The sequence below is a fragment of the Pseudomonas sp. Yb2C2 genome, from assembly GCF_052112325.1.
Classification (GTDB): Bacteria; Pseudomonadota; Gammaproteobacteria; order Pseudomonadales; family Pseudomonadaceae; genus Aquipseudomonas; species Aquipseudomonas marginalis.
In genome coordinates, this window is the sequence record NZ_JAVAJK010000006.1 from 64,979 (window position 1) to 85,810 (window position 20,832).

The following is a 20,832-nucleotide window of genomic DNA, read 5'->3' on the forward strand; positions in this document are numbered from 1 at the left end:
TCCATGTTCAAGCCCCTGGCGCTGGTCGCTGCCGTACTCACTGCATTCAGCCTGAATGCCTTCGCCAAGACCGAGTTGACCGTGTACACGGCCCTTGAAGCCGAGCAGTTGAAGACCTACAAAAAAGCCTTCGAGCAGGCCAACCCCGACGTCGAGATCAAATGGGTCCGCGACTCCACCGGCATCATCACCGCCAAGCTGCTGGCCGAAAAAGACCGCCCGCAGGCCGATGTGGTCTGGGGACTGGCCGCGTCGAGCCTGGCGATCCTCGATCAGCAGGGCATGCTGGACAATTACGCCCCCAAGGACCTGGACAAGATCGGCAAGAATTACCGTGACGCCGCCAACCCACCGGCCTGGGTCGGCATGGATGTGTGGGCCGCGACCATTTGCTTCAACACGGTCGAAGCCGAGAAACAGGGCCTGACCAAGCCGGTGAGCTGGCAAGACCTGACCAAGCCCGAGTACAAGGGCAAGATCGTGATGCCCAACCCGGCCTCGTCCGGCACCGGCTTCCTGGATGTGAGCGCGTGGCTGCAAACCTTCGGCGAGAAGCAGGGCTGGCAGTACATGGACGACTTGCACCAGAACATCGGCCAGTACGTTCACTCCGGTTCCAAGCCGTGCAAGCTGGCGGCTTCCGGTGAGTTCCCGATTGGTATTTCCTTTGAGTATCCGGCCGTGCAGCTGAAGCGCCAGGGTGCGCCGCTGGACATCATCCTGCCGAAGGAAGGCCTGGGCTGGGACATCGAAGCCACCGCCGTGATCAAGGGCACCGCCCATGCGGACGCCGCCAGAAAGCTCGCTGACTTCTCCGCCAGTACAGCGGCAATGGACCTGTACAAGGACAACTTCGCCGTGCTCGCCCAGCCGGGGATCGCCAAGCCGCAGACCGAATTGCCGGCCGACTACGAGCAGCGGTTGATCAAGAACGACTTCGGCTGGGCCTCGAAAAACCGCGACAGCATCCTGGCTGAGTGGCGTAAGCGCTATGACGGCAAGTCGGAAAAACAATAATTTTCACCTCTACCTGTAGGAGCGAGCTTGCTCGCGAAGAGCGAATAGACGGCGCGGATAACCTGAAGCGCTGCCTTATCGTTGACATTCTTCGCGAGCAAGCTCGCTCCTACAGAGGGTTGCATATTCCATGACAGATTTACTGATCATCGGTGCCGGCATCCTCGGCCTGTCCCACGCCTACGCCGCCGCCAGGCGCGGGCTCAAGGTCAAGGTGTTCGAGCGCAGCGCCACGCCCCTGGGCGCCTCGGTACGCAACTTCGGTCAGGCCCTGGTCACCGGGCAGCCGCCGGGGCCGATGCTTGACCTGGCGCGGCAAAGCCGTGATATCTGGGGGCAATGGGCTCGGGTTGCCGGCCTGCAGCTCAAGCGCAACGGCTCGTACCTGTTCGCCCGAACCGAAGCCGAAGAGCATCTGCTGGAAGCCTTCTGCGCCGGCCGCGCGCGTGAACACGGCTATAACGTCGACCTGTTGCAAGGCGCGGCCTTGAAGGATCTGTATGGCGGCCAGTTCCGCCATCACCGCGCCGCGCTGCATGGCCGGGACGACCAGCAACTGTATTCGCGCGAGGCGATACCGGCGCTGATCCACTACCTGAGCCAGCAACTGGGTGTGGAATTTTACTTCTCCACCCTGGTGCGCGATGTCGAACCGGGCCAGGTGCACAGCACGGCGGGCAGCTTTCGTGGCGAGCAGGTCATCGTCTGTTCCGGCCACGATTATCAAACCCTGTTGGCCGAGGCCATCGCCGAACTCAACCCGCAGATCTGCCGCCTGCAAATGCTGCGCGCCCGGCCTGCACTCAACCTCAACCTGCAACACGCCTTGCTCACCGGCCTCAGTTGCGTGCACTACGGCGCTTTTGCCGACCTGCCTGAAGCCGCGCCGGTACAGGCGCAGATCCTGCGCGAGGCGCCGCACCTGCATGCACACGGGATTCACCTGCTGATCAGCCCGACGCCCCATGGCGAACTGATCATCGGCGACTCCCACGACTACGGCAGCGATGCCTCGCCGTTCAATGCCGAACAGGTGGATGACTGGATGATCGAGTTGGCCGAACAGACCTTGGGTTGCAAGATCCAGGTGATGGAACGCTGGCAGGGCGTCTACGGCGCCAGGGGCCCGGCGCCGTTTTCATTTGTGCAGGCCGCACCTGGCGTGAGCGCTGCCTTGATGCACACCGGTGTGGGCATGAGCGTGGGGCCGGCGATGGCCGAGCGCAATATCACAACCCTGTGGGGGCCGGCGTGATGAGCCCGGAACAGGCGATTGCCACAATCTTCGCTTTGTACGAGCAGCACGGCGCGGCGGATTACATCGGCGAGCCGGTGTCGCAGATCGAGCACATGTCCCAGGCCGCGCAGTTGGCCATGGCCGAAGGCTTCGATGATGAAGTGGTGCTGGCGGCGTTTTTCCACGATATCGGCCATCTCTGTGGCCAGGGTGGCGAGAACATGGGCGGTTATGGCGTGGTCAGCCATGAGCGGTTGGGCGCGGATTATTTGCGCCGTGCAGGCTTCAGTGAGCGCCTGGCCAGGCTGGTGGAGTACCACGTCCAGGCCAAGCGCTACCTGACGTTCAGCCGGCCGGACTACTACGCATGCTTGAGCGAGGCGAGCCGCCGCACCCTGGGTTACCAGGGCGGCGTGATGACGGCCGAGGAGGCTCGGGCGTTTGAGCAAGACCCGCTGTGTCAGGTCAGCCTGCGCCTGCGCCACTGGGACGAACAGGCCAAGGCAATGCACGTGCCGGTGCTCGACCTGGAAGTGCTCAAGGCCAAGGCCCGGCAGCTGCTGGCGGCTTAAGTCTCGTCGAGGCGCTGGGCCAGGGCTTCGACCTGCTCCTGGCGTTCGGCCTGGCTCAGTCTGGCCTGGGGGTTGAGGGACGACCATTGCGGGTGGGCGCGGGCCTTGTGCAACGCGTCCGGCAATTTGCCTTCGCGCCAGGTCTTGTCCTGGGGCGTATCGACCTTGATGCTGTGCATCGCCGCATGGCCGCGCAGGTTCAGGGCCTTGAGCAACTGGCGCTGGCGCAGGGCGAGCAGGCGCAGCACGCTGTCGTCCACGGTCAGCTCGCGTTGGCCCTTGATCTTGCCCAGCAGGCGGCTGCCGTAGCTGCGGGCGGTCTGCAACGCGCCACCGGCGATGGCGCCCGCCAGGGCGGCGGCGCCGAGGGTCAGCCCGCCGACCAGCAGGTCCACCCCGGCTCCGGCCGCTGCGCCTGCAGCGATGCCACCGCCGACGCGCACGCCGAGTTGCTTGAGGGTTTCCGGGTTGAACAGGTCATCACCCCAGCGGCCGTCGAGCAACGGCAAGTCGCTGGCGGCGGCGTCCTGGGCACGAAAGCCGAACAGCTTGAGCAAGGCCTCCACGCATTTTTGTTCGCGCTGACGCACCGCCTTGCGCAAATCGCTGATGGCTTGTTGCTCATCTTCAGTCACCACGCTGCGTCGGCACGCGGCGCAGTCGATCAGCAATTCGGCAATCAACCGCGCGGCGCTCTGTTGACGGGCCTGGCGTTGGGCTTCCTGGTCGAGGATCAGGCGCTGCAACTGCGGCCGGGCGTTTTCCAGCAGCAGGGCGAGGCTTTCATACAAGCGACGTTCGCCGTCTTCCGGCGGCGCGACGCTGTCGAAACGCACCAGCGCATGCAGGCCCAGGCGTGCCAGGGCTTCGCGCCAGTCCGGCTCGCGGTGGTCGCTGCTGCTGACGAAGTTGAGCACCGGCAGCAACGGTTTACCGCAACTGGCCAGCACTTGCAGCTCATCACGGTACTTGGCCAGCACCGGTTCGCGAGCGTCGATCACATACAGGCCGGCGTCCGAGGCCAGCAGTTGGCGCAGCACCTTGGCTTCCTGTTCGAAACGCTGGCGGGCTTCGCTGCCTTCCAGGAACCGCGCCAGGCGGGCTGGGCCGTCCAAGCGTTCGCCGGGGCGATCCAGGCGTTCCAAGTAGTCGAGCAGGGCGATGGCATCTTCCAGGCCGGGTGTGTCGTACAGCTCCAGCAAGGCTTCGCCGTCGACCGACAAGCGCGCGCCTTCGACATGCCGCGTGGTGCTGGGGCGATGGGAGACTTCACCGAACCCGACGTCACGGGTGAGGGTGCGCAGCAACGAGGTCTTGCCGACGTTGGTGTGGCCGACCACGGCGAGTTTCAGTGGCTTAGTCATGACCGGTCTCCAGCCAGTTCAACGGCGCACAGTCGGCGAACGGCAGCTCCAGTTGTTGCAGCGCGCTGTGCCAGTCGCCCAGGCGCTCGGCATCCAGCGCCTGGCCGGGCGGGGCTTGCAGCAGCCAGACACGGGTGGCGGCGGCGCTGCGTGCGAGTTCGGCGATCAGCGCCAGGCTGCCGCGGTCCGGCGAGCGGCGCGGGTCGCAGGCGATGGCCAGGCGCGCGGGCGGGAAGCGGCTGAGTTGCTCCAGGAGCTTGTTGCGCGATTCGCGGCTGTCGAGGATGCCGGCGTGCTTCACATTAGCCGGCAGCTTGGGTGGCCAGGGGTGCTGATCGTCCAGTTCGATGGCGACGAGCAAGGCGCCGTCGCTGTCCAGCTCACTGACGCCGCCGGTGACGGGGTGCAGTTGTTCCGGCGCGGCGTCGTTGACGCCAAGGCGCTCGCTGCTGGGCATCAGGCGTTCGCGCAGTGGGCTGTAGCCGGGCAGGTTGAGGTCCAGGCGCAAGGCGGCGCGCCCGCGTTTCCAGCGCCACAGGCACAGCAGTGCGAGGATCAATCTTGGCAGCAGGCCGTAGACCAGCAATACCCCGACCAACCAGGCGGCCCACGCCTGGCGGGCGCTTTCGATGTTCAGGGCGGAATCGCCGCTGGCGCGGATCATCTCGACGGTCGGTACGTTGAAGCCCAGCAGGGCGGGCAGGGTGCCGAGGGCCTGGGTCACGGCGACGAAGGTGTCGGCGCCGAGGATAGTGGTTTCCCACACAAAGCCGTAACGGCGGGTGGCGAGCAGCGTCAGCAGAATCACCAGCGCACTGAGCAGCGCCAGCAACCACAGGCTGTTGACCAGCACACCGACCGCCCAGCGATTGAGTTTCTGCCGTTGCAGCAACAGCAGCAACGCCGGGGCCAGTTGGGCGGCCTTGGCATCGCGCGCAAGTTTTTCACTGAGCCACAACCACAAGCGCCCGAGGCTGGCGCTGTGCTCGCCGGCAAACAACAGCCCCAACGCCCAGCTCAACAGCAGGATCAGGTTCAGGCCGAGCAGGCTGCCCAGGGCCCAGAACACATTCACCGGGGTCAAGCCGTTGCCCAGCGCAGCAAAGGCCAGCCCCGCGCCGCTGATGACGGCCACCACCGCCAGCAGCACCAGCGCCAGGCGTGCGCCTTGCAGCCAGCGCGTGAGGGCGGCGGTCAGGCCATTGCGCTCGGCCAGGTGCAGGGCGCGCTGCTGGATGCGCGTCGGCAGGTCGCCGCCCGCCGTGCGCGCGAGGCGATTGGCTTCCTGGTCTTCCAGGGGGCCGGCGTGTTCTTCACGCAGGCGCACGGTTTCCGTCAGCCAGAGTTTGTGCAGGGGGGTCAGTGCGGTCACGCGTCTTCCTGTCGTGCAAGTGAGCTTGGAGCATAACCGCTGGTTCGTGGCTCTGGTATTCTCGTCGCCATGAAAAAAACTCTCCCTTTAAGCCTGATCGCAGCCCTCGGTGAAAACCGCGTGATCGGCGTCGACAACAGCATGCCCTGGCATTTGCCGGGGGATTTCAAATATTTCAAGGCCACCACGCTCGGCAAGCCGATCATCATGGGGCGCAAGACCTGGGACTCCCTGGGCCGACCGCTGCCGGGGCGCTTGAACATTGTGGTCAGCCGTCAGACCGACCTGGCGCTGGAAGGTGCGGAAGTTTTTCCGTCACTCGATGCCGCCGTGGCGCGGGCTGAAGCCTGGGCGCTGGAGCAGGGCGCGGATGAGCTGATGCTGATCGGCGGTGCGCAGTTGTATGCGCAGGGGCTGGAACAGGCGGATCGCCTGTACCTGACGCGCGTGGCGCTGAGCCCGGAGGGGGATGCGTGGTTTCCGGTGTTTGATGCGAGCCAGTGGAAGTTGGTGTCGAACGTCGAGAATCCGGCGGAAGGGGACAAGCCGGCGTACAGCTTTGAGGTTTGGGAAAAGGCCTGACTGGCACCAGATTAGTCAGACTTGCAAAAGAAGCCTCGATGCGTCACTGTAATGACCAATGTCTTTACAGTGAGGGCTGCCCCATGGCTTCTATCAACGTACGTATCGACGACGATCTTAAGGCTCGTGCTTATCACGAGCTGGAAAAGCTCGGCGTCACCCCATCGGAATTAATGCGTCAAGCCTTGCAGTACGTGGCAGAGCGCGGTCAGTTACCTTTCAAGCCTGTCCTCATGACTGAAGATGATGAGGCATTGTTGGCAACCGTTCGGGAGCGGCTGGCTGCGCCTCAGCGGGTGAAGGTCTCACTGGATGACCTATGAGCTGGATTTCGATACACGGGCTTTGAAGGAATGGCACAAACTGGGCGATACCGTTCGTCAACAGTTTAAAAAGAAGCTGGTTGAGATCCTGATCAATCCACGTATTGAAGCCAGCCGTCTGCATGGCTTGCCCGATTGCTACAAAATCAAGCTGCGCAGCAGTGGCTATCGGTTGGTGTATCAAGTCATTGACCAGGAGATCACGGTGCTTGTCGTGGCTGTCAATAAGCGTGAGCGTGATGAGGTTTACCGAAAGGCTGCTGATCGTTCGAGCTAGCAGGGACTGAGGTCCCTGCTAGCTTATTCCGTCAGGCCTGCGCCAACGCCCCATGCTCATCCGCATCCAACAACGCTTTATCCGTCTGCCCCATGATCTGGCTGGTAATTGCCCCCGCCGTCATCGAACCATTCACGTTCAGCGCCGTACGGCCCATGTCGATCAGCGGCTCCACGGAAATCAGCAGCGCCACCAGTGACACCGGCAAGCCCATGGCCGGGAGCACGATCAACGCGGCAAAGGTCGCGCCGCCGCCCACGCCCGCCACACCGGCCGAACTCAGGGTCACAATCGCTACCAGAGTCGCGATCCACAGCGGGTCCAGCGGGTTGATGCCCACGGTCGGCGCCACCATCACCGCCAACATGGCAGGGTAGAGGCCGGCGCAGCCGTTCTGGCCGATGGTCGCGCCAAACGAGGCGGCGAAGCCGGCGATGGATTGCGGGATGCCCAGGCGGCGGGTCTGCGCTTCAATGCTCAGCGGGATGGCCGCCGCGCTGGAGCGGCTGGTGAAGGCAAAGGTCAGTACCGGCCAGACCTTGCGGAAGAAGCGCAGCGGGTTGATCCCGGCCAACGACAGCAACAGGCCGTGCACCACGAACATCAGGCCCAGGGCCAGGTACGACACCACCACAAAACTGCCGAGCTTGATGATGTCCTGCAGGTTGGAACCGGCGACCACCTTGGTCATCAGCGCCAGCACACCGTACGGCGTCAGCTTCATCACCAGGCGCACCAGGCGCATCACCCAGGCTTGCAGGGTGTCGATGGCGTTGAGCACCTTCTGGCCTTTTTCCACGTCATCCTTGAGCAGTTGCAACGCGGCAACCCCGAGGAAGGCGGCGAAAATCACCACGCTGATGATCGACGTCGGCTTGGCCCGGGCCAGGTCGGCGAACGGGTTGGCCGGCACGAACGAGAGCAGCAACTGCGGGATATTCAGGTCGGCGACCTTGCCGGCGTAATCGCTCTGGATCACTTGCAGACGTGCCATTTCCTGGGTACCGGCCACCAGGCCTTCGGCGGTGAGGCCGAACAGGTTGGTCAGGCCGATACCGATCAGCGCTGCAATCGCGGTGGTGAACAGCAGCGTACCGATGGTCAGGAAGCTGATCTTGCCCAGGGACGAGGCGTTATGCAGGCGCGCCACGGCACTGAGGATCGAAGCGAATACCAGCGGTATCACGATCATTTGCAACAGTTGCACGTAGCCGTTGCCGACCAGGTCGAACCAGCCGATGGAGGCTTTGAGCACGGGGTTGCCGTCGCCGTAAATGGCGTGCAAGGCCGTACCGAACGCTACGCCGAGGACCAGGGCGAACAGGACCTTCTTGGCGAGGCTCCAGTGGGTGCGACGGGTTTGTGCCAGGCCCAGCAACAGGGCCACGAACACCAGCAAGTTGAGAATCAGGGGCAGATTCATTGAAGCTCCGTTGAGAAGGCAGCCAATCGCGTGAGCCCGCGATTGCGAACCGGAAATCCTAACAGCTTGAAATATATTGATTTAATACCGATATGGAATGGCAGCTGTCGTTTTCGGAATAAGGCTTTGACGCTCTGGCGTATGCCCGTGACGGAATCAGGACGCACACCGTCGTGCTCGCGTTGGGAACTGTCACAGGGATTTGTTAGCGTCCATGTCTTTCACTCAGGGAGACAACGCCTATGAAGCTCGCGCCGAAATTACTAGCCGCCGCATTCTGCCTCGGACTCGCCAGCCAGGCGTTCGCCGCAACCGAGTTGAAACATTGGCCGGCACCCGCCGCCAAACAACTGAACGAGATGATCGCCGCCAACGCCAACAAGGGTAACTTTGCGGTGTTCGACATGGACAACACCAGCTACCGCTACGACCTCGAAGAATCCCTGCTGCCCTACATGGAAAACAAGGGCCTGATCACCCGCGACAGCCTCGACCCGTCGCTCAAGCTGATGCCGTTCAAAGACACCGCCGACCATAAGGAAAGTCTGTTCAGTTACTACTACCGCCTTTGCGAAGTCGACGACATGGTTTGCTACCCGTGGGTTGCGCAGGTGTTTTCCGGCTTTACCCTCAAGGAACTCAAGGTCCAGGTGGATGAACTGATGGCCTCCGGCAAACCGGTGCCGGTCAGCTATTTTGAAGGCGACGTGGTCAAGCAGTCCGAGGTACAACCGCCGAAGGTCTTCACCGGCCAGGCCGAGCTGTACAACAAGCTGATGGAAAACGGCATCGAGGTGTACGTGATGACCGCCGCGTCGGAAGAACTGGTGCGCATGGTCGCCGCCGATCCGAAGTACGGCTACAACGTCAAACCCGAGAATGTCATCGGCGTGACGACCTTGCTCAAGGACCGCAACACCGGCGAACTGACCACCGCACGTAAACAGATCGCCGCCGGCAAATACGACGAAAAAGCCAACCTCGGCCTGGAACTGACCCCCTACCTGTGGACCCCGGCGACCTGGATGGCCGGCAAGCACGCGGCGATCCTCACCTACATCGACGAATGGAAAAAACCGGTAATCGTCGGCGGCGATACGCCGACCAGCGACGGCTACATGCTGTTCCACGATGTGGACGTGGCCAAGGGCGGCATCCACCTGTGGATCAACCGCAAGGACAAATACATGACCCAACTCAACGGCATGATCGCCAAGCATGCAGCGGCGCAAGCCAAGGAAGGGTTGCCGGTGACGGCGGACAAGAACTGGGTGATCGTCAAGCCTGACGAGATTCAGTAACACCGAGTCGCCTGCATCCCAGGCAAGCCAGCTCCCACATTTTTAAGGTGTTCACACATCAAAAGGTGGGAGGGGGCTTGCCCCCGATGGCTGTCTGAATAGCACTACAAAACCCAGCCTAAAATAGATATCAATTGCGAACCAATCTCATCCTCTGCTAGCGTGCGCACTTCCTGAACCCTCCGTTCTTCTCAAGGTAGTGCTGTGCCCTCCTGGAATTCGCAGATCGCGCGCCTGTTCGCGGAGCAGAAGAAAGCCCTCGAAGCCTTCGTCACTCGCCGCACCGGCAGCGCCCAGGTGGCCGCCGACCTGACTCAGGAGTCGTTCCTGCGCCTGGCTCGCATGGACTGCGGCGAAAAGATCGACAACCTCCCAGCCTTCCTCTTCACCATCGCCAGCAACCTGGTGCGCGATCACCAGCGCCAGGCCATCCGCCGTGAGCGCCTGGACGCCGGCGAGCCCAGCGAAGAGCTGCCGTGCAGCAATCCGGGTGCCGACGAGCAATTAGCCGCCTACCAACAGGAACAACTGATGCAGGATGCGATCCTGGCGTTGCCCCCAGCGACTCGGCAGATCTTCCTGCTTTATCATGTCGACGAACTTTCCTATCGCGAGATTGGCGAACGTCTATCGATCACGGCACGCAGTGTGGAATACCAACTGCGTCGCGCCTTGATTGAATGCCGCGCGTACATCAAGACGCGGCTTGCCTGCGATGAACAAGGATGTCGCTCATGACCGCCACCTCCACTGCCGACGTGTTGTTCGACGAAGCGTCCGGCTGGTATTTCCGCCTGCAGGCCGAGGACGTGACGCCGGCCGACATGGACGCCTTTGCCGCCTGGCTGGGGCAAGGTCCGGCCCAGGATGACGCCTGGCGGGAAGTGCAGGCGATGCTCGGCGGCCTGCGCGAACCTGCGCGGGTGATTCGCCGCGCCGAACAGGCCGCCTGGCGCAAACCGGCGCGAGCCTGGCAGCGCTGGGCGTGTGCTGCGGCGGTGTTGTTGGCCGTGGGGCTTACCGTGCAGAGCACGCCATGGCCCGATCGCCTGCGCGCGGACTACGCCACCGGCACCGGCGAGTCGCGCAGCATCGAACTGGCCGACGGCTCGCACCTGCAACTCAACACCGACAGCGCGGTGCAGATCCGCTTGAGCGGGGGCGAACGGCAAATCCGTTTGCTGCGTGGCGAAGGCTTTTTCGACGTCACCAAGGATCCGACACGGCCCTTCGTGGTGCAGTCCGGCGACGGCTGGGTGAAGGTGGTCGGGACGCAGTTCAGCGTTGCGCGGCGCGATGCGCAGACGCGGGTGCAGGTGGCGCAGGGCAAGGTGCAGGTCAGTGCCGGCAGTGGTGAGCCGGTGTACCTGGAGCCAGGGCGGGCCGTGGAATATCAAGGCCAGCGCCTGGCCGAGGTGCATGCTTTCGACCCGGCCAGCGGCTTTGCCTGGCGCCAACGGCAACTGGTGTTCCGCCAGCAGCCGCTGTCGGAAGTGGTGAGCGAGTTGAATCGCTATTGGCCCGGCAAGACTCTGGTGCTAGGTGATGCGCTGCGCAACCGCGTGGTGTCGGGTGTGTTTGAAATCGACAAACCCGAAGCCGTGATCAAAGCGCTGGAGTACACCCTCAACCTGCGTGCCGAGCACTACACCCCGTATTTACTGGTGTTGCGCGAAGGCAAGGCATCGTAATCGCAACTTTTTGAAAAAACTTTCAGGGTTTCTCCCCAGGCACTCGTCCTTGATCACTGAGGCGTAAATAGTAAGCACTCTCAAGTAGTGCGGCGCCGATCACAGACTTTTTGCACCGGGGAGCACCATCCATGGCACATCGATTCGCCGCACGGTCCTTGTTGGCACTGGCCATTTCCATGGCCTGTGGCACTGCGCCGCTGTATTTGCAGGCCGCCGAAACCACCCAGGCCCAGACCTACCGTTTCGATATTGCAGGGCAAAGCCTGGACGGTGCGCTGGCGGCGTTTTCGGCGGTGACGCGAGTTCAGGTGCTGGTGTCGGGTGAGTTGACCCAGGGCGTGCTGTCGCCGGGTGTCAAAGGCAACCTCGGCCAGCGCGAAGCCTTGGGGCAACTGCTCGGCGGTACCGGGCTGAGTGCGGCGTTTATCAACGCGGACACCGTGACCCTGGAAAAGCGCATGGACACAGGCGCAGCCATCGAAGTCGGCGCCACCACCATCAGCGCCGAACACCTGGGCGTGACCACTGAAGGCAGCGGTTCCTACACCACGGGCGCCGTGACCCTGGGCAAGGGCGAGCAAAAGCTCAAGGACATCCCGCAATCGGTCAGCGTCATGACCCGCAAGCAGATGGATGACCAGAACACCACCAAGCTCTCCGAGGTGGTCAAGCGCACGCCCGGCCTGACCGCGACCAAATCTCCCGGCCCCGGCATGTTCATCTTCTCCCGTGGTTTTGAAGTCGGCACCCTGCAATACGACGGTGTGGGCATCCCGCGTAATACCTACACGCTGGGCAGCTACCTCACCGAGAACATGGCGATCTACGACCGCGTCGAAACCCTGCGCGGCCCGGCCGCCTTGCTGCAAGGCGCCAACAGCCCCGGCGGCACGATGAACCTGGTGCGCAAGCGCGGTCAGCAGGCGCCGACCGTGACCATCACCGCCAAGGCGGGCTCATGGGACCATTACGGTACCCAAGTGGATGCTGGCGGCCCGCTGAACGCCGAAGGCACGTTGCGCGGCCGTTTTGTGGCTGACTACGACACTACGGATTCGTTTGTCGATTACGTCGGTGGCTGGAATCAGACAGTCTACGGCGCCGTGGACTACGACTTCAGCCCCGACACCACCGTCGGCGTCGGCATCAGCAACCAGAAAGGCCACTCGCGCCCCAACTTCATGTCGCTGCCGCGTTACGCCGATGGCAGCGATATCGGTCTGTCGCGCTCGACCTTCGTTGGCGCCAGTTGGAACCGTAATGTCAACAACCAGACCCAGGTGTTTGCCGATATCGAGCATCGCTTCAACGAGGACTGGAAGGTGAAAGCGGCGCTGGTGGCAATGGACGAGCACAACGACGCAACCTACCAGGCGACATGGGACACCGTCCCTGTAGGCGGCGGCACTGTGCCCTACGTGGACTGGATCACCGACTTCAATACCAAGAGCCGCGGCGCCGATGTGTATGTAAACGGCAAGTTCGAGGGGCTGGGTTTGCAGCAGGAGATGGTGCTGGGTGCCAACTATTCCAAACTCACCACCAATGACCAGTGGGCTCGGGCGTCAAATCCCGGTGCGGATATCTTCAACATCGACCACAACCGCCCGCAGCGCGACGCATCGCAATTGTTCAGGGACGGCGCTGCCTCCAAGAGCTGGTATGACATCCGTCAGAAGGGCATCTATGGCACCTGGCGCGTAAAAGTCCTGGACCCGCTGACCCTGATCGTCGGTGCACGCACCAGTTGGTATGACTATTCATACATAGGCCAGGGCGGGTTTGGCGGTGTGTATAACGCAGCCGAGAAAAGCACCACGCAAACCACCGGCAAGGTCACGCCGTATGCAGGCCTGGTCTACGCCCTGAATGATCAATGGTCGGCCTATGCCAGCTATGCCGATGCCTTTGAGCCGCAAACCAACCTGACCACCTCCGGCTCGTTGCTCAAACCTATCGAAGGCAAAAACTACGAACTGGGCATCAAGGGCGAGTTGGCCGAGGGTCGCCTCAACACCTCGTTTGCCATCTTCCGTTACGACCAGGAAAACCGTGGCGTCCAGGACCTGCAAGGGCCGATGAACTGCAATGGTTGGTACTGCTCGGTCGCCTCGGGCAAAGTCCGCAGCCAAGGCTTTGAAGCTACCTTGAGCGGTGAAGTGCTGCCAGGCCTGCAACTGGCCTCCAGTTACACCTACAACACCACAAAATTCCTCAAGGACGACACCTACGAAGGCAAGATCTTCAGCACCTGGACCCCCAAGCACCTGCTCAAGGTCTGGGGCGATTACCAACTGCCGGGTGACTGGCAGAAGTTCAGTGTCGGCGCCGGCGTGACCGCGCAAAGCAGCACCGAAGCCTACGACCGCACCTTCAGCGTGCCGGGCAATGCGCTGTGGGATTCACGGGTGGCTTACAAGATCAATCAGGAATTCACCGTGGCGGCGAACCTGTACAACCTGTTCGACAAGAAGTATTACATCCCGGCCTACAACGCGAACTGGGGCAGCAACTACTACGGCGATCCGCGTAATGTGATGTTTACGATGACCTACACACCGCAGTTCTGATTACATCCGGATATAAAAATGCCCCGCATTTAGCGGGGCATTTTCATGTGTGGCGGTTAGCCCTTACAGCCCATCCAGCATCGCCTTGTTACGTACCGCACCCTTGTCGGCACTGGTCGCCAACAGGGCATAGGCCTTCAACGCGGTCGTGACCTTGCGCGGACGCTTCTCCACCGGCTTCCAACCTTTCTTGTCCTGCTCGACCCGGCGTGCCGCCAGCTCTTCGTCACTGATCAACAGGTTGATCGAGCGGTTCGGAATGTCGATCAGGACCTTGTCGCCGTCCTGCACCAGGCCAATCGCACCGCCGGCAGCGGCTTCAGGTGACGCGTGGCCGATGGACAGGCCCGAGGTGCCGCCGGAGAAACGGCCGTCGGTGAGCAGGGCGCAGGCTTTGCCCAGGCCTTTGGATTTCAGGTACGACGTCGGGTAGAGCATCTCTTGCATACCCGGGCCGCCTTTCGGGCCTTCGTAGCGGATGATCACGATGTCGCCTTCCTTGACTTCGTCGGCAAGGATGCCGCGAACCGAGCTGTCCTGGCTTTCGTAGATCTTGGCGCGACCTTCGAAGACGTGGATGGATTCATCCACACCGGCGGTTTTCACCACGCAACCGTCGAGGGCGATGTTGCCGTACAGCACGGCCAGGCCGCCTTCTTTGGAGTAGGCGTGTTCGACACTGCGGATGCAGCCGTTTTCACGGTCGGCGTCCAGGGTGTCCCAACGGGTCGACTGGCTGAACGCGGTCTGGGTCGGGATACCGGCCGGGCCAGCCTTGAAGAAGGTGTGCACGGCTTCGTCGTCAGTCAGGGTGATGTCCCACTTGGCGATGCCTTCGGCCAGGGATTTGCTGTGCACGGTCGGCAGGTCGGTGTGCAGCAGGCCGCCACGGGCCAGGGAGCCTAAGATCGAGAAGATCCCGCCGGCGCGGTGCACGTCTTCCATGTGGTACTTCTGGATGTTTGGTGCGACCTTGCACAGTTGCGGCACATGGCGGGACAGACGGTCGATGTCGCGCAGGTCGAAATCGATCTCGGCTTCCTGGGCCGCAGCCAGCAAGTGCAGGATGGTGTTGGTGGAACCGCCCATGGCGATGTCCAGGGTCATGGCGTTTTCGAACGCCTTGAAGTTGGCGATATTGCGCGGCAATACCGACTCATCGTTCTCGCCGTAGTAGCGCTTGCACAGCTCTACGATGGTGCGGCCGGCCTGCAGGAACAACTGCTCGCGGTCGCTGTGAGTGGCCAATGTGGAACCGTTGCCCGGCAAGGCCAGGCCCAAGGCTTCCACCAGGCAGTTCATCGAGTTGGCGGTGAACATGCCGGAGCACGAACCGCAGGTCGGGCACGCGCTGCGCTCGTATTCCGCAACCTTCTCGTCAGAAGCGCTGGAATCGGCGGCGATTACCATGGCATCAACCAGGTCGAGGCCGTGGGAGGCGAGTTTGGTCTTGCCGGCTTCCATCGGCCCGCCGGAAACGAAGATCACCGGGATGTTCAGGCGCAAGGCAGCCATCAACATGCCGGGGGTGATCTTGTCGCAGTTGGAGATGCACACAATGGCGTCGGCGCAGTGGGCGTTGACCATGTACTCCACGGAGTCAGCGATGATCTCGCGGCTCGGCAGGGAATACAGCATGCCGTCATGGCCCATGGCGATGCCGTCGTCCACGGCGATGGTGTTGAATTCTTTAGCCACGCCACCGGCGCGTTCGATCTCGCGGGCGACCAGTTGGCCCAGGTCCTTGAGGTGGACATGGCCAGGCACGAACTGGGTGAACGAGTTGGCAATCGCGATGATCGGCTTTTTGAAGTCGTCATCTTTCATCCCCGTGGCACGCCACAGTGCGCGCGCGCCGGCCATGTTGCGGCCGTGGGTGGATGTTTTCGAGCGGTAATCAGGCATTGGAGCACTCCGGGCGGCTAATCAGGTACTAAAGGGGAGTGAGCTTCTAATTGACGACTGGAACACTCAGAAAATGGCCGTGTGTCCGGAAGTTGCCACTCGCATCGCGGGATCGCCGCTTGCTTGGGCCTCGAGCTCATAAACCCGCCGGGGGATGACTGGCGATGAATAGGGCCGATTCTACACCGCTGGCGGCTGGAGGGAATGGGCGTATGTGTATTGGCGGGTTCAACCGACGTTCAGCAATTCCAGGCGACGTGAAATCAACGAATTCAACACGAGGGCCGCTGTACTCAGCAGCAAAAAAGCTAATGCCAGGGTCATCTGCGGGTTATCTGTATTCATGTTGATCAATGCGCTAATCAATCCACCCAGTATAAAAATTAAAGTGTTCCCAGCCGACGCCGCGGTGCCTGCATTTTCCGGAAACACGTCCATAGCTTTAGAGGTAGCGATGGGCCGACAAATGGTAGTTCCGGTGGTGCAGACGATCATTGGGATTAATACTGTCATCGTTGAAAGCTCAAAAGTGCTGGAAAAAAAGAGCATCAATAGCCCAGAACAAAAAATCAGGGCCAAACCGAGCACGATTTGAACCTTGGGCGCCAGCCTATTAGCGAGTATGCGAGCTACGATGCCGCCAGCAATATAGGCCGCGCCGTAAAGTAGCAAGGTTAGTGAGAATTCATAAGTGGATAGCTGCAACTGATCCATGAAGATGAGCGGTGATATGACGATGAATGAAAAGTGGCAGGCGAAAGCAATTGCTGCAATTAGCCAGTAACCGACGAAGCTGCGGTTGCTGAGTACCCGTTGATAAGCGCAGAAAATATCTTCCTTTGGATGAAAGTTTACATGATGATTGTCTAGTAAAAAATACGCTTTTGACAAAACGCCAAGGGCCAATACGATAAAAAGAAAAAAGCTGCCAGGCCAGTCAAAAAGCTGTTGCAGTACACTACCAAGTAGCGGAGATATTGAAATAAAAATGCCACTCGCCGTGATCATCAGGATTCTCAGCTGGTCCCTTTCTTTACCTTCAAACATATCCTGAACCAACGCCTGTGACAGCACGAAGCAGCCGCAACCGATGGCTTGGACCATTCTAAATATCAGAAACCACATATATTCGGTCGAGAATACGCAACCGGTGGCACCTACAATGGATACAACCATCCCGCCAATCAACAACCCCTTGCGCCCTACGATATCTGAGAGTGGTCCGATTAAAAGTTGTGATAGGGAGATACCGATAGCAAAAAGGCTAATAGAGAACGCAATATCCGAAGGTTTATTTTGAAAGTGTTCAGCCAGTGCGGGGAAAGAAGGGAGTAAAACATCTAGAGGGAAAACACCAAGTAACACCATGGTCATTAATAGCACGATCGCCGACCTTTGTCTTTTTTTGTTACCGTTAGCGGTACGTGTCTTATTCATCTATAAGCCCCACATTTGAGAACAGCTGGCGAATATCAGTTCGTTTAAAAAAACCTGCTTTTTTCAATGCTTGAAATGTGGTGCTGGCACCTTCGCGAGCGCGAAGAATATGGGCGTGCGGGTCAGCCATCATGGTCAGGACTTGATCGACAGTGGTCTCACTTAATTGCACGCTTCGTAAACTCAATTCGAGCCATTTCTTATCCGTCTCAAAGAAAATAAGGATAATATCTAAGAGCTGTTTGGCAGATAGAATTCGTTGCTCGTCACTCATCTGAATCCACAAATAATGAAAGACTTCGCTAAAATATCGACTGTGTCGGGCCTCGTCAGCGAGGTGATCTTTGAGCATCTCCTGAACGCAGCAGACCAAGTTTTTTTGATAAACATCACGTAGATCTTTTGCAATGATGGTTTCCGATACGAAACCAATTAGAAGCCACGTGATCGACTTCTGCTTATTCGGGGTGGTATCGATTAGCTGATTGAGTTTTGTTATTCGTCTGTGGATAGTTGATTGAGTTGCCATATCATAAAATTTACTGACTTGTTCGGCAAGCTGATAGGAGAATAGCGCGTGATAACCTTCGTCAGTGTAAAGCTGCAGTGCCGCTGTTTTCATACGAGAAGGTATCGTAAATTCAAGCTCGTCATGAATTATTATTTCTACGGAGCGATTAACGATCTGGTGTTCAAGTAGTGTTGTGTAGTTTAGGAAGTTTACTAAGTGATTGGCGCAGAGACGCTTAGTGATGGCTTTGTCGGCTAATTTGACTTCCGGATGTTTAAGATAGGGAAGTAGGGCGGGAGGAAACCAATCTCTTGACTCCAGCTGTTTTTCTAAATCTTGAGGTAACTTGTATTGGTAATCGCTGGTTCTTACTGATGCGCGGGTGTTCCAGTCTCCAAGAGTGAAGCTGGCTTTCCACAGATCAGAGTCGATGAGCGGCTCAACCATAATTCCTACCCTCGGTTGTTTAGCAGCGATTTTAGTTCCCTGCATATCACTTGTCCGTCACTTTTACCGCACCCGACAAAAAATAAAACTTGTTCAGGATTGTTTTCTTCAAATCCTAATAAGGATTCAACTTGATTGTCTGTAAGTGCGCCCGTTAACCAAGTGCTCAGTCCCATCGCTGTCGCGACCAGTTGGTAGGTTTGTGAAATATGTCCCGCTTCGACATAAGCCATTCGATAAGCTCGTGAGTGCTCGTATTTCCACCAGAGTTTGTCAAATCGACAAGTGATGAAGAGACCTGCCGGGAGTTCGTTAATGAAGTGCTGTCCTGAAAGCACTTGCCCCAATGCCGTTTTCAGTTGCGTATTGACGGTGCTTAGAGTGTGCTCGGATGCGTTATAAGCGTAAATGCCCGGCTTCAACCCATCTATATTTTTAGCGTAAAGGAAACCTTCACACGCGTTTAATCCCCCACCGGAAGGGCTGCTCCTTCGGGCTTCGAGTCCTTTTGCAATACTTTCATCAACATTGTTTGCTCGTTCGTTTAAGTGTCCTAAGCATAAGTAAAGAATTGTACTTATGGTTTGCAGGGCAACGGATTCGCCTGTGAATGTACGGCAGGTTTTTCGGGTGAGCAATGCACTTTGAAGTGAATTCTCTGAAAGGTTAATAGGTGCTGGTAAGCGAATTAATGGAGTGTCAGCTTTTTGTTTGTGTATTCGGTCTGGAGGGGGAGGTGTTGATAATGTTTTTGCACAATGGTCTAAGTAGATGCTCGCCCATTCGTCTGCGTTTTCGGGCATTTGATCGCAAGGTATGTTTTTGGTGCCAATATGGAAAATTTTTGATAACTCATCCCAGCCCCAATTAATTGGCGTAGAAGGTGTGTCTGTCAAAATTTCGGCTTCTAATAGCTGAGTGTCTATTGGGTTTGAATTGTCGAAGATTTTTGGATCGTTTATCAGTTTGGTGAGTCGTACTGAGTATTCTAGATTGAGCTCATATTGTTTGTGATTTTTATAGTTCCAAACTATCGCTGTAGGTGTTTTGGGGAGTATAAATATATAAGGGTTTATCTGCATTGCACTGCCTCCGTGCGGAGCGGAAAAAACGCTGGGTAGCCGGCACTCCCCAGCGTTTTAGTTGCTTAGCGGGCTTTCAGTACTACCAAGAAAGCCAAGTTGGCGATGTGGGAAGTTTCCAGTTTGATATTTTTCATTTTGGATCTCCTTATTTTCAACTTTATATTTAATTAAAGCGTCGCCGTCATCGGTGACAATTGAATAATAGGATTTAATGAAGAAATTTCAAGAAAAAACGCGTAGGAATATTCGAGTTTTTTTGTCGGATTGGTACTACGAAGTGACGTGGGGTAGTTATTCTATGCTTAATAGGCAGTCGGTAAAATACGGTCGGGCGGAATGGCTTAGATGTAATGAAATCATGGGAGATCCATTTTGGATCCCCCCTTCAGATGTTAATCAGCTATTAGGCAACAACCGGCACGTAATGCTCTTGATATACCGCGTCTCGACAATCGCCGGATGCACCGGATGATCCGGGCCCTGGCCGCCACGTTCCAGCATCTGGATATTGCGGTCCAGATGGCGGGCGCTGGTCAGCAGGATGTTCTGCAGGTCGTCTTCCGGCAGGTGCATGGAGCACGAGGCGCTGACCAGGATGCCGTCCTTGCTGAGCAGGCGCATGGCTTGCTCGTTGAGGCGGCGGTAGGCGCCTTCGCCGTTTTTCATGTCTTTTTTGCGTTTGATGAAGGCCGGTGGGTCGGCGACGATCACGTCGAAGCGTTCTTCGCTGGCTTTCAATTCTTTGAGCGCTTCAAAGACGTCGCCTTCGATGCAGGTCATCTTCTCGGCAAAGCCGTTCAGCGCGGCGTTGCGCTCTACGCCGTCGAGGGCGAAGGCGGAGGCGTCGACGCAGAACACTTCACTGGCGCCGAAGGCTGCCGCTTGCACGCCCCAGCCGCCGATGTAGCTGTACAGGTCCAGTACTCGCTTGCCCTTGGCATACGGGGCCAGGCGGGCGCGGTTCATGCGGTGGTCGTAGAACCAGCCGGTTTTCTGGCCCTGGATCACCGGGGCTTCGAATTTCACGCCGTTTTCTTCCAGCGCCACCCACTCCGGCACCAGGCCGAACACGGTTTCGACGTAGCGGTTGAGGCCTTCGGCGTCGCGCGCGGCGGAGTCGTTCTTGAACAGGATGCCGCTCGGCTTGAGCACTTGGGTCAGGGCGGCGATCACGTCGTCTTTATGGGCTTCCATGGTCGCCGAGGCGATCTGAACTACCAGGATATCGCCGAAACGGTCGACCACCAGGCCCGGCAGCAGGTCGGAATCGCCGTAGACCAGGCGGTAGAACGGCTTGTCGAACAGGCGATCACGCAGGGACAGGGCGACGTTGATGCGGTGCACCAGCAGCGACTTGTCCAGTGGCAACTTGATGTCGCGCGACAGCAGGCGTGCGCAGATCAGGTTGTTCGGGCTCATGGCCACGATGCCCAGGGTCTTGCCGCCGGCCGCTTCCAGGATGGCCTGGTCGCCCGCCTGGAAGCCGTGCAGAGGGGTGGCGGCCACGTCGATTTCGTTGCTGTAGACCCACAGGTGGCCGTTGCGCAAACGACGATCGGCGTTGGCTTTGAGACGCAGGCTTGGCAGGGACATGACTGTCGCTCCGGAAAAAAGAGCGGGAGTATACCTTGTTATGTAGGAAATGGCCGGGCTGCCGGATGTGCGGGGAGGTGTCAGCCGGGGGGAGATAAGGGTTAGAATCCCCACCTAGCCCA

Annotated in this window: 18 protein-coding genes; 10 read left to right on the plus strand and 8 right to left on the minus strand. The window is 59.2% G+C overall.

The features are described from left to right. Positions 1-3 precede the first annotated feature (3 nt). From Q8X51_RS10035 to Q8X51_RS10045, 3 genes are all read left to right on the plus strand, one after another. Entirely contained in the window at positions 4-1,017 is a 1,014-nt protein-coding gene (locus Q8X51_RS10035; RefSeq protein WP_074847855.1) for a putative 2-aminoethylphosphonate ABC transporter substrate-binding protein, read from the plus strand. A 130-nt stretch (positions 1,018-1,147) separates the two neighbouring features. Beyond that, positions 1,148-2,272 (plus strand): TIGR03364 family FAD-dependent oxidoreductase, encoded by a 1,125-nt coding sequence (locus Q8X51_RS10040; RefSeq protein WP_065948785.1) that lies wholly within the window; start codon positions 1,148-1,150, stop codon positions 2,270-2,272. After that, positions 2,272-2,826: a phosphonate degradation HD-domain oxygenase gene (locus Q8X51_RS10045; RefSeq protein ID WP_065924339.1), complete on the plus strand. Its 555-nt coding sequence runs from the start codon at positions 2,272-2,274 to the stop codon at positions 2,824-2,826. Before Q8X51_RS10040 ends, Q8X51_RS10045 begins: the two co-directional genes overlap by 1 nt. On the opposite strand, the gene Q8X51_RS10050 is transcribed toward Q8X51_RS10045, so the two are convergent. Together Q8X51_RS10050 and Q8X51_RS10055 are read right to left on the minus strand one after the other, a co-directional pair. After that, positions 2,823-4,190 carry a DUF3482 domain-containing protein gene (locus tag Q8X51_RS10050; RefSeq protein WP_137212351.1) on the minus strand — a complete coding sequence of 456 codons (1,368 nt, stop codon included), beginning with the start codon at positions 4,188-4,190 and terminating at the stop codon, positions 2,823-2,825. The two genes, Q8X51_RS10045 and Q8X51_RS10050, sit on opposite strands and share 4 nt — an antisense overlap. After that, positions 4,183-5,562 (minus strand): DUF2868 domain-containing protein, encoded by a 1,380-nt coding sequence (locus Q8X51_RS10055; RefSeq protein ID WP_407693685.1) that lies wholly within the window; start codon positions 5,560-5,562, stop codon positions 4,183-4,185. Before Q8X51_RS10055 ends, Q8X51_RS10050 begins: the two co-directional genes overlap by 8 nt. 69 nt (positions 5,563-5,631) lie before the next feature. Here Q8X51_RS10055 and Q8X51_RS10060 point away from each other — a divergent pair, with 69 nt between their 5' ends. The 3 genes from Q8X51_RS10060 (at position 5,632) to Q8X51_RS10070 (ending at position 6,744) form a co-directional block, all read left to right on the plus strand. Further along, positions 5,632-6,144 carry a dihydrofolate reductase gene (locus Q8X51_RS10060; RefSeq protein ID WP_137212352.1) on the plus strand — a complete coding sequence of 171 codons (513 nt, stop codon included), beginning with the start codon at positions 5,632-5,634 and terminating at the stop codon, positions 6,142-6,144. Positions 6,145-6,227: 83 nt separating this feature from the next. Beyond that, positions 6,228-6,467 carry a type II toxin-antitoxin system RelB/DinJ family antitoxin gene (locus Q8X51_RS10065; protein WP_033897026.1) on the plus strand — a complete coding sequence of 80 codons (240 nt, stop codon included), beginning with the start codon at positions 6,228-6,230 and terminating at the stop codon, positions 6,465-6,467. Further along, the gene (locus tag Q8X51_RS10070) at positions 6,457-6,744 is read left to right on the plus strand and encodes a type II toxin-antitoxin system RelE family toxin (protein ID WP_065923875.1); all 288 of its coding nucleotides are present in this window, start codon (positions 6,457-6,459) and stop codon (positions 6,742-6,744) included. The genes Q8X51_RS10065 and Q8X51_RS10070 overlap by 11 nt, the downstream gene beginning before the upstream one ends. Positions 6,745-6,775: 31 nt before the next feature. On the opposite strand, the gene Q8X51_RS10075 is transcribed toward Q8X51_RS10070, so the two are convergent. Then, complete coding sequence (locus tag Q8X51_RS10075; RefSeq protein WP_065923874.1) at positions 6,776-8,167, minus strand: L-cystine transporter; 1,392 nt, start codon at positions 8,165-8,167, stop codon at positions 6,776-6,778. Positions 8,168-8,409: 242 nt separating this feature from the next. On the opposite strand from Q8X51_RS10075, the gene Q8X51_RS10080 reads away from it, so the two are divergent. From Q8X51_RS10080 to Q8X51_RS10095, 4 genes are all read left to right on the plus strand, one after another. Continuing rightward, positions 8,410-9,468, plus strand: coding sequence for a hypothetical protein (locus Q8X51_RS10080; RefSeq protein WP_027606122.1), 1,059 nt, complete (start codon positions 8,410-8,412; stop codon positions 9,466-9,468). A 204-nt stretch (positions 9,469-9,672) separates the two neighbouring features. After that, positions 9,673-10,206: an RNA polymerase sigma factor gene (locus Q8X51_RS10085; RefSeq protein WP_065923872.1), complete on the plus strand. Its 534-nt coding sequence runs from the start codon at positions 9,673-9,675 to the stop codon at positions 10,204-10,206. Then, the gene (locus Q8X51_RS10090) at positions 10,203-11,159 is read left to right on the plus strand and encodes a FecR family protein (RefSeq protein WP_315872716.1); all 957 of its coding nucleotides are present in this window, start codon (positions 10,203-10,205) and stop codon (positions 11,157-11,159) included. The genes Q8X51_RS10085 and Q8X51_RS10090 overlap by 4 nt, the downstream gene beginning before the upstream one ends. A 131-nt stretch (positions 11,160-11,290) precedes the next feature. Then, a complete protein-coding gene (locus Q8X51_RS10095) occupies positions 11,291-13,732 on the plus strand; it encodes a TonB-dependent siderophore receptor (protein ID WP_407693684.1) in 2,442 nt (813 codons plus the stop codon). A 63-nt stretch (positions 13,733-13,795) separates the two neighbouring features. Here the strand turns inward: Q8X51_RS10095 and ilvD are convergent, their stop codons facing one another. The 5 genes from ilvD to Q8X51_RS10120 form a co-directional block, all read right to left on the minus strand. Then, complete coding sequence (ilvD, locus tag Q8X51_RS10100) at positions 13,796-15,637, minus strand: dihydroxy-acid dehydratase (RefSeq protein WP_027606118.1); 1,842 nt, start codon at positions 15,635-15,637, stop codon at positions 13,796-13,798. A 228-nt stretch (positions 15,638-15,865) separates the two neighbouring features. Then, positions 15,866-17,074 (minus strand): multidrug effflux MFS transporter, encoded by a 1,209-nt coding sequence (locus tag Q8X51_RS10105; RefSeq protein ID WP_315335321.1) that lies wholly within the window; start codon positions 17,072-17,074, stop codon positions 15,866-15,868. Further along, positions 17,067-18,032, minus strand: coding sequence for a diiron oxygenase (locus tag Q8X51_RS10110; RefSeq protein WP_315335414.1), 966 nt, complete (start codon positions 18,030-18,032; stop codon positions 17,067-17,069). The genes Q8X51_RS10105 and Q8X51_RS10110 overlap by 8 nt, the downstream gene beginning before the upstream one ends. A gap of 5 nt (positions 18,033-18,037) precedes the next feature. Beyond that, positions 18,038-19,114, minus strand: a complete 1,077-nt coding sequence (locus Q8X51_RS10115) for a SagB family peptide dehydrogenase (protein WP_407693683.1) — start codon at positions 19,112-19,114, stop codon at positions 18,038-18,040. A gap of 399 nt (positions 19,115-19,513) precedes the next feature. Then, positions 19,514-20,710, minus strand: a complete 1,197-nt coding sequence (locus Q8X51_RS10120) for a class I SAM-dependent rRNA methyltransferase (RefSeq protein WP_407693682.1) — start codon at positions 20,708-20,710, stop codon at positions 19,514-19,516. Positions 20,711-20,832: the final 122 nt, after the last annotated feature.